The sequence below is a fragment of the Rhizobium sp. BK251 genome (genome assembly GCF_004345245.1).
Classification (GTDB): domain Bacteria; phylum Pseudomonadota; class Alphaproteobacteria; order Rhizobiales; family Rhizobiaceae; genus Rhizobium.
Genome location: NZ_SLUQ01000017.1, coordinates 1 through 13,229 on the forward strand (window position 1 = coordinate 1; position 13,229 = coordinate 13,229).

The 13,229-nt window shown below is 60.5% G+C and carries 14 protein-coding genes and 4 pseudogenes; 8 read left to right on the forward strand and 10 right to left on the reverse strand.

Annotated features, from left to right (window positions below; translation table 11 throughout):
- Positions 1 to 347 (reverse strand): MobA/MobL family protein (locus tag EV286_RS30255; protein WP_165932995.1); only part of this gene is annotated, 347 nt, incomplete at its 3' end.
- A 312-nt stretch (positions 348 to 659) separates the two neighbouring features.
- Between EV286_RS30255 and EV286_RS30260 the strand changes: the two genes are divergently transcribed.
- Positions 660 to 986, forward strand: coding sequence for a mobilization protein (locus EV286_RS30260; protein ID WP_132960967.1), 327 nt, complete (start codon positions 660 to 662; stop codon positions 984 to 986).
- Positions 983 to 2,701 carry a type IV secretory system conjugative DNA transfer family protein gene (locus EV286_RS30265; RefSeq protein WP_132960968.1) on the forward strand — a complete coding sequence of 573 codons (1,719 nt, stop codon included), beginning with the start codon at positions 983 to 985 and terminating at the stop codon, positions 2,699 to 2,701. The genes EV286_RS30260 and EV286_RS30265 overlap by 4 nt, the downstream gene beginning before the upstream one ends.
- 45 nt (positions 2,702 to 2,746) lie before the next feature.
- Here EV286_RS30265 and EV286_RS30270 read toward each other — a convergent pair whose 3' ends face one another.
- From EV286_RS30270 to EV286_RS30290, 5 genes are all read right to left on the reverse strand, one after another.
- Complete coding sequence (locus EV286_RS30270; RefSeq protein WP_165932999.1) at positions 2,747 to 3,199, reverse strand: zincin-like metallopeptidase domain-containing protein; 453 nt, start codon at positions 3,197 to 3,199, stop codon at positions 2,747 to 2,749.
- A 126-nt stretch (positions 3,200 to 3,325) separates the two neighbouring features.
- Positions 3,326 to 3,601, reverse strand: coding sequence for a DUF1488 domain-containing protein (locus EV286_RS30275; RefSeq protein ID WP_132960969.1), 276 nt, complete (start codon positions 3,599 to 3,601; stop codon positions 3,326 to 3,328).
- On the reverse strand, positions 3,598 to 3,924 hold the full coding sequence (locus tag EV286_RS30280) for a hypothetical protein (RefSeq protein WP_132960970.1): 327 nt from the start codon (positions 3,922 to 3,924) through the stop codon (positions 3,598 to 3,600). Before EV286_RS30280 ends, EV286_RS30275 begins: the two co-directional genes overlap by 4 nt.
- Before the next feature lie 27 nt (positions 3,925 to 3,951).
- Positions 3,952 to 4,254: a hypothetical protein gene (locus EV286_RS30285; RefSeq protein WP_132960971.1), complete on the reverse strand. Its 303-nt coding sequence runs from the start codon at positions 4,252 to 4,254 to the stop codon at positions 3,952 to 3,954.
- A complete protein-coding gene (locus EV286_RS30290; protein WP_132960972.1) occupies positions 4,251 to 4,514 on the reverse strand; it encodes a hypothetical protein in 264 nt (87 codons plus the stop codon). Before EV286_RS30290 ends, EV286_RS30285 begins: the two co-directional genes overlap by 4 nt.
- Positions 4,515 to 5,028: 514 nt before the next feature.
- Here EV286_RS30290 and EV286_RS30295 point away from each other — a divergent pair.
- The 5 genes from EV286_RS30295 to EV286_RS30310 all read left to right on the forward strand — a co-directional run bounded on the left by EV286_RS30295 (position 5,029) and on the right by EV286_RS30310 (position 9,216).
- Entirely contained in the window at positions 5,029 to 5,346 is a 318-nt protein-coding gene (locus EV286_RS30295; protein ID WP_132960973.1) for a co-chaperone GroES, read from the forward strand.
- Between the two features lie 47 nt (positions 5,347 to 5,393).
- Positions 5,394 to 7,028: a chaperonin GroEL gene (groL, locus tag EV286_RS30300; RefSeq protein ID WP_132960974.1), complete on the forward strand. Its 1,635-nt coding sequence runs from the start codon at positions 5,394 to 5,396 to the stop codon at positions 7,026 to 7,028.
- Between the two features lie 73 nt (positions 7,029 to 7,101).
- Positions 7,102 to 7,494, forward strand: coding sequence for a hypothetical protein (locus tag EV286_RS30305; RefSeq protein ID WP_132960975.1), 393 nt, complete (start codon positions 7,102 to 7,104; stop codon positions 7,492 to 7,494).
- Positions 7,495 to 7,827: 333 nt separating this feature from the next.
- Positions 7,828 to 7,971 carry a hypothetical protein gene (locus EV286_RS32195; protein WP_165932996.1) on the forward strand — a complete coding sequence of 48 codons (144 nt, stop codon included), beginning with the start codon at positions 7,828 to 7,830 and terminating at the stop codon, positions 7,969 to 7,971.
- Positions 7,972 to 8,175: 204 nt separating this feature from the next.
- Complete coding sequence (locus tag EV286_RS30310; RefSeq protein ID WP_132960976.1) at positions 8,176 to 9,216, forward strand: fatty acid desaturase; 1,041 nt, start codon at positions 8,176 to 8,178, stop codon at positions 9,214 to 9,216.
- Positions 9,217 to 9,412: 196 nt separating this feature from the next.
- On the opposite strand, the pseudogene EV286_RS30315 reads toward EV286_RS30310, so the two are convergent.
- The 4 pseudogenes from EV286_RS30315 to EV286_RS32200 all read right to left on the reverse strand — a co-directional run.
- Positions 9,413 to 10,124: pseudogene (locus EV286_RS30315) on the reverse strand (NYN domain-containing protein); the annotation flags it as partial.
- An 18-nt stretch (positions 10,125 to 10,142) separates the two neighbouring features.
- Positions 10,143 to 10,982, reverse strand: a pseudogene (locus tag EV286_RS30320) (transglutaminase family protein).
- A gap of 95 nt (positions 10,983 to 11,077) precedes the next feature.
- A pseudogene (locus EV286_RS30325) lies at positions 11,078 to 11,702 on the reverse strand (transglutaminase family protein); the annotation flags it as partial.
- A pseudogene (locus EV286_RS32200) lies at positions 11,699 to 12,178 on the reverse strand (adenylate/guanylate cyclase domain-containing protein); the annotation flags it as partial. The pseudogenes EV286_RS30325 and EV286_RS32200, both read right to left, overlap by 4 nt.
- A gap of 296 nt (positions 12,179 to 12,474) precedes the next feature.
- Here EV286_RS32200 and EV286_RS30335 point away from each other — a divergent pair.
- The gene (locus tag EV286_RS30335; protein ID WP_132960977.1) at positions 12,475 to 12,894 is read left to right on the forward strand and encodes a CopG family transcriptional regulator; all 420 of its coding nucleotides are present in this window, start codon (positions 12,475 to 12,477) and stop codon (positions 12,892 to 12,894) included.
- Positions 12,895 to 13,229: the final 335 nt, after the last annotated feature.

Consider the following 13,229-nt stretch of genomic DNA (forward strand, 5'->3'; position numbering starts at 1 on the left):
CGATCGGCCAGATGCCGGGCGAAGGCTCGCGTCAGCGCCAGGCGCTGGTCTGCACTGAGCTCGTGCGGCAGCGCCACCTCGAACTCGCGGGCAACACGGGCATCACTGCGCTTCTCCGCCCGCTCGGCGGCATTCCATAGTGCCGAACGGTTCCTCGCCCATGCGGCACTGACACCTTCCGGCAGGACGATCTCGGCATGTTCGACGCCCTGACGGTTGGAGAAGTCATGGGTCAGCCCATCGCGGGCGTTGGTCAGCCGCTCGGCGGCACGATAGGCGGCGGACGCCACGGCACTGCGTCCGCTGCTGCGGGCGACCGGCTTCATGCTGAGATGATAGATCGCCATCGCCCTTCCCCTCCCCCTGGTTAGCGGACCTGCCGGTCCGCGCACCGAGTTGCCCGGCAACTCGTAAGTGCGCCCTTGTGCCTTCGTCGACTGCGCGCCTCCGGCCCTGGTGGGAGCAAGCCGCAATCGTCGTCTGCCTTCCTCGCCCGGACAGACTGTTCTCGCCACTCGCAGATCTGCGAGTGGTCGAGTGGCGTGGCTGCGGGCAGCATGGGCGCCGGTGCAGCCGTCAATGCCGCGACGGCAGTTCGGATTGATCACAGGACAGGCGCGCGGCCCGACACGCAGGGCCCGACAAGGGAGAAGAACCACATGGCACGAAGGACCATCGGCGAGCGGTTGGCCCGGCTGGAGGCGCAGAAGAAGACGTTGCAGATGCGGCTTGGCAAACAGGAGCGCGCCATCGACACGCGCCGCAAGATCCTGATCGGCGCGCTGGTGCTGCATCGCCTCGCGCATGAGGGCGGCGCACCGTTTGCGCGCGAGCTCGCTGCATGGCTGCGGCGCGAACTGCCGAAGTTTCTGCTGCGCGACGCAGATCGAAGCCTGTTCAACGATCTGCTGACGCCGCAGGGCGACGACCGAGCCGCGAGCGATGGTGCCGATGATGCCGATGCTCATCGCGAGGCCAATCGATGAACTGGCTTCGTCTCGTCAGGGCGGCCTTTGCCAACATGATGCGCATGGCCATGCGTGATCCGCTATGGGCCGTCGTTGCTCTGGTTCGGTTTCCGCTTCGATATGCCAGGTCGTTCTTCATGCATGCGGCGGGCTATGCATTCGTCGTGTTCGCCGTCGGCTTTGGGATGGACTATCTCACCCGCGAGATCCTCGGCAGCAGCAAGGGCGATCTAATCTGGATGATCGGCAACTGGATGTTCTCCGCCTTCGCCGTCGTCCTGCTGCTTCGGATGTTATCCGCGCCGCTGATCCTGCACTTTGGGCCGGCGAACGATGCCACGCATGGCTCGGCCCGCTTTGCCGGAAGGCGGGAGGTCGCGGCACTCGCCACGTCAACCAGCGGTCTGCTGATCGGTCGTGCGCAAAACTCCGGGCGGCTGCTGCGCTATGACGGACCGGCCCATCTCCTGACCATGGCGCCGACGCGCAGCGGCAAGGGTGTCGGCACGATCATTCCCAATCTGCTGACAGCTAACCGCTCGATCATCTGCATCGACCCGAAGGGCGAGAACGCCATCATCACAGGCGATGCGCGCCGGCACTTCGGGCCGGTCCATATTCTCGATCCGTTTGCCGTGACGGGCCACGTCCCGTCCGCCTTCAACCCCCTCGACGGCTGCGATCCAGACAGCATCGATGTTGCCGAGGATATCTCGACGCTTGCCGATGCGCTGGTGTTCGACGCGCCGGGTCTGTCGGGTGACGCCCACTGGAACGAGGAGGCAAAGGCGCTGATATCAGGGCTGCTTCTCCATGTCGTTGCCAGCCAACCGGCTGAGCGGCGCACGCTCTCGACGCTCAGGCACTATCTGACCCTGGCGCCGGATCGCTTCCGCACCGTGCTCGAGGAGATGCAGGGGAGTGAGGCCATCGACGGATTGGTGGCGCGTGCCGCCAACCGGCATCTGAGCAAATCGGAACGCGAGGCGAGCGGCGTGCTTTCTGCCGCCCAGCGGCACACGCATTTCCTCGACAGTCCGCGCATGACGAAGGTGCTGGCTCGATCCGGTTTCCGGTTCAGCGATCTGAAGCAAACCAGGGCAACGGTGTTCCTGGTCCTGCCGCCGGACAGGCTTGCGGTCTATTCCAGATGGCTGCGTCTGCTGATCGCCCAGAGCCTCACCGAGATGGCGCGCACCACCGGTCCGTCGGGGGCATCAGTGGGGACATCATCAGGAGCATCATCGGCTCCCTCCCGCCCGCCGGTTCTCTATCTGCTCGACGAGTTCGCATCCCTCGGTCATCTGGCGCCGATCGAGCGCGCCATGGGCCTGATGGCCGGCTATGGCGTGCAGCTCTGGCCGATCATACAGGACATCCATCAGCTGCGCGCCACCTATGGTCAGCGCGCCGGCACCTTCCTGTCGAATGCCGGCGTGCTGCAGGTCTTTGGCGTCAACGATCACGACAGTGCCCGCCTCGTCTCTAACCTGCTTGGCCAGCAGACCGTCGTCTTCCAGACGGCCGCCCGTGCCCTCGATCCAGAAAAGACCGGCCTCACTCTTGCCGGACAGCATGTCGGGCGCCCGCTCCTGACACCGGACGAGGTGCGCCATCTTCCCGGCGATACCGAACTGCTGTTCCTTGCCGGCCAGCGCCCGATCACGGCGAGGAAGCTGCGCTATTTTGCCGATCGGGAATTTGCCGGATTGTTCGCGAGAGCGCGCGAGTGATGCTGGAGACTGATGGTGGCGACTGATGGTGGAAGAGACGGCGGCTTACGCCGCCGCCTCGTGGTCGTCAGTGCCGTCATCGTCATGATCAGCGTCGACATGAGGCTGCAGATGATGCAGGTAGTCGACGGCGCGCTGTGCGTGGGCGGCGGCAGTGAAGATCGCCCGCCTGTCGCGACCGAGAACCTCGAGCCAGCCGGCGAGATAGCTCGCATGATCCGGGCGTGGCTGAAGTTCAGGGACGATACCGAGATCGGCGCAGAGGAAGCAGCTGCCGAGTTCGGCAATCAGCTCCTCGCGGGCGCGTTCGCTCCTGTCCTTTGCATAGCGGCTGAGGTCGCGATCGAGCCGGTGTGGCGATGCCGTCCAATGCGTCATCTCGTGACTGAGTACTGCGACATAGGAAGCATCATCCGTGAACGCATCGAAGGCTGGCATCTGGATATAGTCGCGGGCCTGATGGCACACAGACTTGTAATTCTCAATGCTGTAATCAATCGAGCTATGCGGCGACAATTTTCACGTTGCGCCAACGCAAAAAGAGATGCGCTGTGGATGACGGAATATCTTCTCCCACCTCCGCACTCGGCATAGTCTGACAAGCTCCGTCCATTTCGCGCCCGATTAGCGAAAATCCGCCGCTGTCAGAGTAACGGAGGTGGCACGGCGGTGGGAGTAGACCTTGCGGGCGACCTCCTGGATGGTGGCGCGGAAGGCGTCAAAGGCTGAAAGGCATCTTGTTTCCGAAGCACGCGTCCTGTGCAGTTCGGTATCGGATTTTGCGAGGGCGTCGATCTCCACGAAGAAGAGAACCTCGAACATCCCGTCATGGCCGATGAAGCGGACCGCGTTTCTGACGGCGTCGAAGCTGCGGCTCGGGTTGGGGAAGGCAAGGGTCATGATCGGCCCGCTGTCGTTTCCTGCGTTTTCGGGGCGAGTTGCGAAAGTCTGGTCCGTTCCCTGCGGCGTCCGGTATTGACAAGGTTGAGAGACAGCATGCCCTTGGTCGCGTCCGATCGGCTCATGCCGGTCAGAGTCTGGCCATCTGTTCGCGCCGGAATGCCGGTGAAGACATGATAGACCGTCCAGGAGCGGTCGGGCTCGATGCGCCGGCCATATTGGATGTCCATCGAATCGTGGCAGAGAGCGCCGCCCTCGTTTTCCCATCTGCCGAGCGCCATGGCATCCGGTCGTCGTTCGATCTTGTCGTTTTCGATGGTCATGATTCTGATCCTTTTGCGTTCCGTCCGTCAGCCGTGGCCGAATGTTTTCTCCATGAGGGTCGCGCTGCCGCCGGCCAACATTGGCACCGTCTCCAGAGTATCCTCCGTCGTCACCCGTTCATGGCGCTCGTCTTCGTTGCGAATGCGGTATTGCAGCATGTTCCCCCTCGCCGGCAATGTGCCGGTGACACGATAGATGTCCGTCGACCTGGAAGGGAATATGCGGAAACCGCCCTTAAGCTGAACGGACTGTCCCACCGCGAAGATATGTGTCGCTGCGGCGCGGGGGATCGGTCGGCCATTGCGCTGTAGAATAACTGGTGTGGTCATGATTGCTGTTGGTCCTTTTCCAGGATGGTATCAAGGTCCGATATATTGATCGGCACCATCTTTTGCGCCGAAGCCTGTATGGCAATCGCCGGCAGGTAGATGAAGGCGGCGATGCGTCGCCATGCTAGCCGGAAGACACCTTCGAGCGGCTCCTCGTCGTAATCGATGCGATAGTCTCCGGCCGGCTGCGGCGCTTCGAAGCCTGGCAGCAGGAATGGAGAAGAAAAGCGAACGATGGTCTGCGTGGTGCGACTGTTCATGATGGCAGGTCTCCCTGGGAAACACACGGATGCGGTTTCCCTATCATTCACATTCGAACCGACACGATCCCGGGGCTGCAGGTACATCCGCGGTCAACACACGAGTTCATTCCAATTCGAACACGGCGACATGCGCCCCGAAACGGGTCATGCATTCGCTTTCGAGAATTCGGAGTGTATGGCGGGTCGTAGTCTCTGACACCGCGAAGCCAGATAGGCCAAATCAACGAGATGTATCTCTACTCCCTGATTGAGCCTCAATCAAGGCCATTAAGTTTTTTCCGGCCTTCTTCAGAAAAATATCCAGTTAATTAAGATATAAAATCATTAACTCCTGTAGTAATTTCCATAATTATCGCCGAAGTTATCGGACTTAATTTAAGTGATTACAGATATTATTTTCGTACAATTTCGGTGCCCCAATAATATTTCTTGGCACTCCTATCAATCGAGTGCCATCGGTGCTATTTATTAGCTGCAGCCGCCCTATGCGCCGGCAGCAGAAAGATCTCTCATGACATTCCGCCCGCTCCACGACCGCGTCGTTATTCGACGCGCCGAACGTGATACCAAATCCACGGGCGGGATCATCATTCCCGACACCGCCAAGGAAAAACCCCAGGAAGGCGAAGTGATCGCCGTCGGCCCCGGCCTGCGTGACGAAAGCGGCAAGCTGTTCCCGCTAGCCGTGAAGGCCGGCGACCTGATCCTGTTCGGAAAATGGTCCGGAACCGAGGTCAAGATCGATGGCGAAGACCTTCTGATCATGAAGGAAGCCGACATCATGGGCATCGTTGAGAAGACCGCCGCGACCTCCGACAAGGCTGCCTGATCGGCCGAATTCCGCTCCCTTATCTCAAGACCGAACTGGACCAGACCATGTCTGCCAAGGAAATCATCTTCTCCACCGACGCCCGTGACCGACTGCTTCGCGGCGTGGAATTGCTTAACAACGCCGTCAAGGTGACACTCGGCCCCAAGGGCCGCAATGTCGTCATCGACAGGTCCTATGGCGCGCCGCGCATCACCAAGGACGGCGTCTCCGTCGCCAAGGAAATCGAACTTGCCGACAAGTTCGAGAACATGGGCGCGCAGATGGTGCGCGAGGTGGCGTCGAAGACCAACGACATCGCCGGCGACGGCACCACGACCGCGACCGTGCTTGCTGCCTCCATCTTTCGCGAGGGCGCCAAGCTGGTTGCCGCCGGAATGAACCCCATGGACCTCAAGCGCGGCATCGACCTCGGCGTCACCGCCGTGCTTGCGGAAATCAAGGCGCGCGCCACCAAGGTCAAGTCCTCGAGCGAGATCGCGCAGGTCGGCACAATTGCCGCCAATGGCGACGCCAGCGTCGGCGAGATGATCGCAAAGGCGATGGACAAGGTCGGCAACGAAGGTGTGATCACCGTCGAAGAGGCCAAGACGGCCGACACCGAACTCGATGTCGTCGAGGGCATGCAGTTCGACCGCGGCTATCTCTCGCCCTACTTCGTGACCAATGCGGAGAAGATGCGCGTGGAGCTGGAGGATCCCTATATCCTCATCCACGAGAAGAAGCTCGGCAACCTCCAGGCAATGCTGCCGATCCTCGAGGCCGTGGTGCAGAGCGGCAAGCCATTGCTGATTATCTCCGAAGATGTCGAAGGCGAGGCTCTGGCGACGCTGGTCGTCAACAAGCTGCGGGGAGGCCTGAAGGTCGCCGCCGTCAAGGCACCAGGCTTCGGCGATCGCCGCAAGGCCATGCTGGAGGATATTGCCGTTCTGACGGCCGGCCAGATGATCTCCGAGGATCTCGGCATCAAGCTGGAGAACGTCACGCTTGATATGCTCGGCCGCGCCAGGCGCGTGCTGATCGAGAAGGACACGACCACGATTATCGACGGCTCCGGCGACAAGGCGGCCATCCAGGCACGCATCCAGCACATCAAGGGGCAGATCGAGGAGACGACATCCGACTACGACAAGGAAAAGCTGCGGGAGCGCCTGGCGAAACTCACAGGCGGCGTTGCGGTGATCCGCGTCGGTGGTGCGACCGAGATCGAAGTCAAGGAAAAGAAGGACCGCATCGACGATGCTCTGAACGCCACGCGTGCGGCGGTCGAGGAAGGCATCGTTCCCGGCGGCGGTGTGGCGTTGCTGCGTGCGAGATCGGTCCTGGCGGGGCTCAACGGCGAGAACGCCGACGTGACGGCGGGCATCTCGATCGTGCGCAGGGCGCTCGAGGCTCCGATCCGGCAGATTGCCGACAACGCCGGTGTCGAAGGCTCGATCGTTATCGGGCAACTCGTCTACAGCAAGGATCACAATCAGGGCTTCGACGCGCAGACGGAAACCTATGTCGATATGATCGAGGCCGGCATCGTCGATCCCGCCAAGGTCGTACGAACCGCTTTGCGGGACGCGGGCTCGATCGCGGCACTTCTGATCACCGCTGAAGCCATGATCGCGGATATTCCCGCCAGAGAACCCGCCCACAGGGGCGGAGCCGAAGCCATGGGCGGCATGGGATATTGAAGGCAGTGCTTGAACCGTTCGGCCAGGGTGGCCGAAGGGTGGAACCCGAAGACAACGGACAGGGAGAATTTCAATGGCCATGCAGAGCAACAGCAAGACGTCGATCGCGCAGCGGTTCGAAAGCTACCAGCCATCCAAGACGATTCTCGTATGGGCTTGCGTCGTCACCGCGGTCGCAACGATAATCATCGGATTCAACTGGGGCGGCTGGGTGACGGGCGGCACGTCGCGTACAGCGGCAGCAACCGCGGGCGACAATGCACGCGGGGAACTGGCATCTGCCGTCTGCGTCGAGCGGTTCAACGCGGCGCCGGATGCCGCCGCGAAACTGGTAGAGTTCAAGGCGATAACCGATAGCTACAAGAAGCGTCAATTCGTCGAGGCCGGCGGCTGGGCGACCATGCCGGGACAGACGACAGCTGACAGCCGCGGTGTTCAGGGCTGCGCCACGGCTCTCTCTTCGTAGGAACCAGTTCCCAGAGCGCTCTCCCATGCTTGAGTGGAGCGCTCTACAATCTATGAGAGCAGGAGAGACTAACAAGCGATCCCTTTCGAGAAGCTCGATCCACAGTCGTCGCCGAAGGAAGCCGGAACCAATCGCACGGAGCGGTCCGCGATTCTGCGAAAGAAGAGAATGGCGAGACAAGTATAGGGGCCAAACGTCGCCGGGCATGCGGAACGACTGACGACGACCGTCTCATTTGAGCGCATGCAGGAGTTTCGGCCTGCCTATTTATTCAACCGGGCCCCCTATCGCGAGGCCGGCTCTATCAAGTTCAACGATCAAAGGATCACCCCAATGGCCAAAGGACAAATGAGAGGCAACCGCGAGATGCGGAAGCCGAAACAGGAAAAGGCGCCGACGAAGGTGGAGGCAAGCTTCGCAAACCAGATCAAGGATGCCTCGAAAAGCAGCCCGCAGGGCGGCAGATACAAGAAGTGAAGCCAAAGGCAATAGCGCCAAGGCGCCGGGCGCTCTCGCCGAGCTAGCGCCATGAGCGGACATGTTCCGAAACCCAGGAGATCCAGCAATGACGAACACTCTTCATGCGATCTATCGCTTCGACTATCCGCTGTTCCTCATCAGATCCGCCGTGGTGATGGCCCTCGCTTTCTCGGCATTCATTGCCATACGTGGAGTTGTTCATTGATCGAGCCTATCGACCGCGACCTGAACCCTCCCCTTGCCGACGAAAGGGCATGGCTCAAGATCCTTGCCAGATATCGTCAGCCTCATCTCAAACGCAGCGTCTTCGAGCTTACGGTGACCGCCATCCCGTTCGCGCTTTTCTGGGCCGGTGCATGGGCGTCGGTTCACTACGGCTTCTGGCCCGGCCTGATCCTGATCGCTCCGGCAGCCGCCTTCCTGCTGCGTCTGTTCATGATCCAGCACGATTGCGGCCATGGTTCCTTCTTCGCGCATCGACGCGCCGACGACTGGACGGGCCGCGTGATCGGTGTCCTGACGCTGACGCCCTATGATTATTGGCGTCGGGCCCATGCTGAGCATCACGCCTCGGCCGGCAATCTCGACGATCGCGGCGTCGGCGACATAACCACATTAACGCTATTGGAATATAAAGCCCTGCCATGGTCCGGGCGGCTTATCTACCGACTCTACCGGCACCCGGCGATCATGTTCGGCATCGGTCCGGCGTGGCTGTTCCTGTTCAAGCAGCGGCTGCCCTTCGGCATGATGCGAGCCGGTTCACTGCCCTGGATATCCACCATGGCGACAAATCTGGCGATCGCTGTGATCTCCGCGACACTGATGTGGGCAATCGGAATACCGCCCTTCCTAGTGGTGCATTTGCCGATCGCCCTGCTGGCCGGAGCCGCAGGAATATGGCTTTTCTACGTGCAGCACCAGTTCGAGGAAACCCATTGGTCGAATGAGCCCGAATGGCAGTTTTCATATGCGGCCCTTCATGGCGCGTCGCATTACGATCTGCCGCTCGCACTTCGCTGGATCACCGGCAATGTCGGCATCCATCACGTTCATCACCTGTCAAGCAGGGTGCCTTACTACAGGCTTCCGGAAGTGCTGAGGGATCATCCCGAACTGGCCAGCGTCGGCCGCATTACCCTGATGGAGAGCCTGCGCTGTGTAAAGCTGGTTCTCTGGGACGAGCAGGACCGACGCCTGATCTCGTTTCGTGATGCCGCCGACTTGCGGCCCGCCCAATAGCGGGCGATCGAAGGCCTCGCGATCTTTCAGATTCGCTTGGCACGCTTTAGATCTTTGTTTCTGCGCATGTCGTTATCGAAACCGCTGCACATTTTCGCGCGATATGCCCCAGCCGGTCATCGCGGATGAACGAGGTTATTCCGCGGCAGGGCTTTTTGCAGAGTTGCGGGAGCGTCCTCTCTTTGCTCCCCTCGACACTCGGCTTCTGCCTGATGCGAATCCTGAGAGGGCTGCCTTCGGTTCGTTCGATGTCGAAGTGTCCCGTTTTGCGGACGAGGTCGCGCAATTTCTTGAAGCCGAATGTCCGCGGATCGAAATCCGGTGCCAGATTGAGAAGCTGCTTGCCGACCGTGCCGAGGCTAATCCAGCCGTCATCCGCATCCTCCTGAGCCAAGACCCTCTCTATCAGCAGCCTGGCCGTATCCGGTGACTGCAGCGGTTTGTCGCTCGTGGCAGTATCGCATTCCTCCTTGATCATTCCCGGCAAGAGGTTCTCGGTATAGATGAAGCGTCGGCACGCCTGGCGAAAACTCTCTGGCGTTTTCTGCTCCCCGAACCCAAAACATCGATGCCCTGTTCGCGGATGCTTGCCGCGAGCCGGACGAAACCAGGCAAAAGCCGTCGAAACGCCCGCTGTGCAGCAGGTCCATCACATCGATGACAAGCGTGATGTCGGACACATTCTTGCCTGTCGTGTAGGCAAATTGCTGCTGCGGAATGATCGCGTGCTTTGCGAGGATCGCGGCCCAGCCCCGCGAGCGCGTACCCGAAAAATCACCGTAGATGCGGCGCACGCTTGCCTCGCCGATCTTGGCAACCTCTTCAAAAAGGCCGTCGGCAATTTTCGCGGATGTGTTGTCTGCGTCGATCAGAACGGCCAGACGCGGCGATGGTGGTTCGGATGGCATGTTGTCCCCTGCTTCAATTCAGCCCTGCTGCGTTTCTTTGGTAATCACCTCAAAACGGGCAAGCGTTGTCGGTCCGAAAGCCGTCGAAAGGGCGACATCCGTCGCGTCACGGCCGGTCGCCATCAGAATTCGCCCGATGCGTGGCTTGTTGTGACGGGCATCCACCGTATGCCAGTGTCCTCCGAGATAGACCTGGAACCAGGCGCTGAAATCCATGGGATTGGGATCGGCCGGCACGCCGATATCGCCGAGACAGCCGAGATAGCCGAGATAGCCGAGATAGCCGGTACAATATCGCGCCGGGATATTCATGCAACGGCACAGCGCAATGGCGAGATGGGCGAAGTCCCGGCAAACGCCGGTCTTGTCGGTGAATCCGCCATGTGCCGTGCGAAGCGGATCGGCCTTCATTTAGTTGAGCGTGATGTGACTATGGACGAAGTCGCAGATGGCCTGCACACGCTGCCATCCGAACGGCGTCTTGGAAAATCGCGCCCACGCGAAATCGCCGAGCCTGTCGGTATCGCAATAGCGGCTGCCGAGCAGGAAGACCAGAACCTCGTCCGGTAGGTCGTTGATCGCATGCTGAAAGGCGCCTTCCGGGACGATATTCGGCTGACCGCTGTCGTAAATCTCGAATTCCGTGGAGATCGTCGTTAGCCCCGGCGGCGCGACGATGCGGCTGCAGGAATTGCCGAACACATCGGTGTAATGCCAGGCTTCGATCTGCCTGTCAAAGTTCAAAACCTGATCGCCGAGAAGATCGACACGGCAGGAGGGATGGATGTTCAGCACAAGTAGCATCGGGGTGGGCTGCGTGCACTCATATCCTATGTGAAATCCGGCGCGTATTTTCATCCTGAATTCCTTGTTTGAGGTCGGGCATGCACGGAGGGCTGTTGCGAAGCGTGGATGGCAACGCGGAGTTCCCGCAAGCCTGTTCCGTTGCCGGTTTATCGGGTCGTGACGTTGACCTGCACTGTCATTCCATCGAAATCGGAACGAATGCCATTGTAGCTGCCGCTCAGTGGCACCGCCTGGCTGGGATCACGGGCAACGGCAACGCGAACAAGGTCTCGATTGCCGACAATGCCGTTGGTCGGATCGAACTCCGTCCAGCCGGCTCCGGGAAGATAGATCTGGCACCAGGCGTGGGTAGAGCCTCCCCCAAGCTTGGCGCTGCCATCCCGATCGGCGACATAGATGTAGCCGGTGACGAAACGCGCGGCGAGCCCGAGCTAACGGGCCGCTTCCATCATCAGCAGGGCAAAGTCGCGACACGAGCCTGAGCGTAATGAAAGGGTCTGCACCGGCGTCTGCGTTCCGTGTTCGAGGCGACGCGCGTATGAAAAGCTCTCGCGGACGGCATAACAGAGTGTCATCAGCAGGTGGCCCGTTTCCGTCGGCTGGCCGTAACGGACGAACTGGCGTGCCCAGCGTCCAAGCGTCCGGATCGGCGTAGTGACGCTGCATTGCCGGCTGGAGATCGGGAACCTCGTCCGGATCGTAGGAAAACGGATAGGCCAGGGCGGCACTGTCGATCTGGAAATCCAGTGCGAGCTGAGGTGTATGGCATAGTTGTCGAAAGGCAGCACCGCCACCGACGGCTTGCCGCTCAAAGGCTCGGGCAGCAAAAACCACCAGACCCCGCCGACCGCCAGTGCAAGCGCCGCGATTGACGCCGTAGTCATTTTGCCCCAGCGCGGTATCAATTCGAGGAGCGATCGACGCGCCTGCCTGCCGTCGAGTCTCAGCCGATACATCCGCACCGGACGGCTGATGTTCTTGACTTGCTGCTCGCCGGCAAAATCGAGCGACCAGTCGATCTTGCCCTGGAGATGGTCGTATGCCGTTCCCGACACCACTACGCCGCCCGGCTCAGCCAACTGCTCCAGCCGGGCGGCGACATTCACTCCATCGCCATAGACATCGGCATCCACCAACGCCACATCGCCCAGATTGATCCCGACGCGGAATACGATGTGCTCAGGCTCCGGTAGGCCGGCGTTGCGCGCCGCCACAGCATTCTGAAGTTCCGCGGCCGCATCAACCACGCGTGCTGCGCAGGCTTCCGGCCTTGACCGGTTTGCCGGACAATTTGCCGAATTGAGGTTCCCTTCTTTGACAGCTCCAAGATCGCCTCATGATCTCCTGGCGACGCAGATATCTCCTATTCACAGCCCTTCGGCAGAGGTGAGAAGCTTGGGATCAACGACATTGCTGCCGACCGCATGCCTGATCTGGCCCATTGACTTGCCGACAGCATAGAGACTACGCCGAATCTTTGCCACAAGACTTGAAAAGCATCCCAGAACCATCCATATACCATCCTTGCGGATGGAGATGCGCTATGCAAGACAATGTTCATAGGCTTCGCGACAAGGGCGGCGATTCCGAAAAAATCACGATCAATCTCGGCTATGTCGATCTCGGCCGTATCGACCTTCTCGTGCAGGAAGGCTTCTATTCCAATCGCACGGATTTCATCCGCACGGCCATCCGAAACCAGCTTGCCATCGAGCGTGAGGCGGTCGCTCAATCGATCGTCCGGCACACTCTCGAGCTGGGGCTTCGCGACTATACCAGAGCGGATCTGGAAGCTGTGAAGGCAGCCGGAGAGCGGCTCGATATCAAGATAGTCGGACTGGCCCGCATCGCGACTGATGTCTCGGCCGAGCTTGCCCTTGCAACGATCGAATCGATCACCGTGCTGGGCGCGCTTCACGCCAGTGCCGAACTGAAGTCAGCACTGTCCGAGCGCATTCGCTAGGGCAGCGGCCCTACCAACAAGGATATCTTCCATGAACGTGGATTTCTTAGCAGCAATGCGTCGGGCGGCAGCATCCACGCGCGCCTTCAACCTCGCCAAGGCGACACGGGTAATCCAGGATGCTCTTGCAGGACCTCACGCGCATGGGACGAACAGGGGTGCAAATCCACACATCATCCCTCCTGCATCCCAAAGCCGGTCAAGACCTTTTCCCGTCGATCCCGACGCTGAGGTCATCGAACCGACAAAAAGGCCGACCGATGAAATCGCTGAGGGGCCAAGCGGAGGTGCAGCCGCGCAAAGGCTGCGAAAGCCCATGGGGGAGGTCCTGCGTA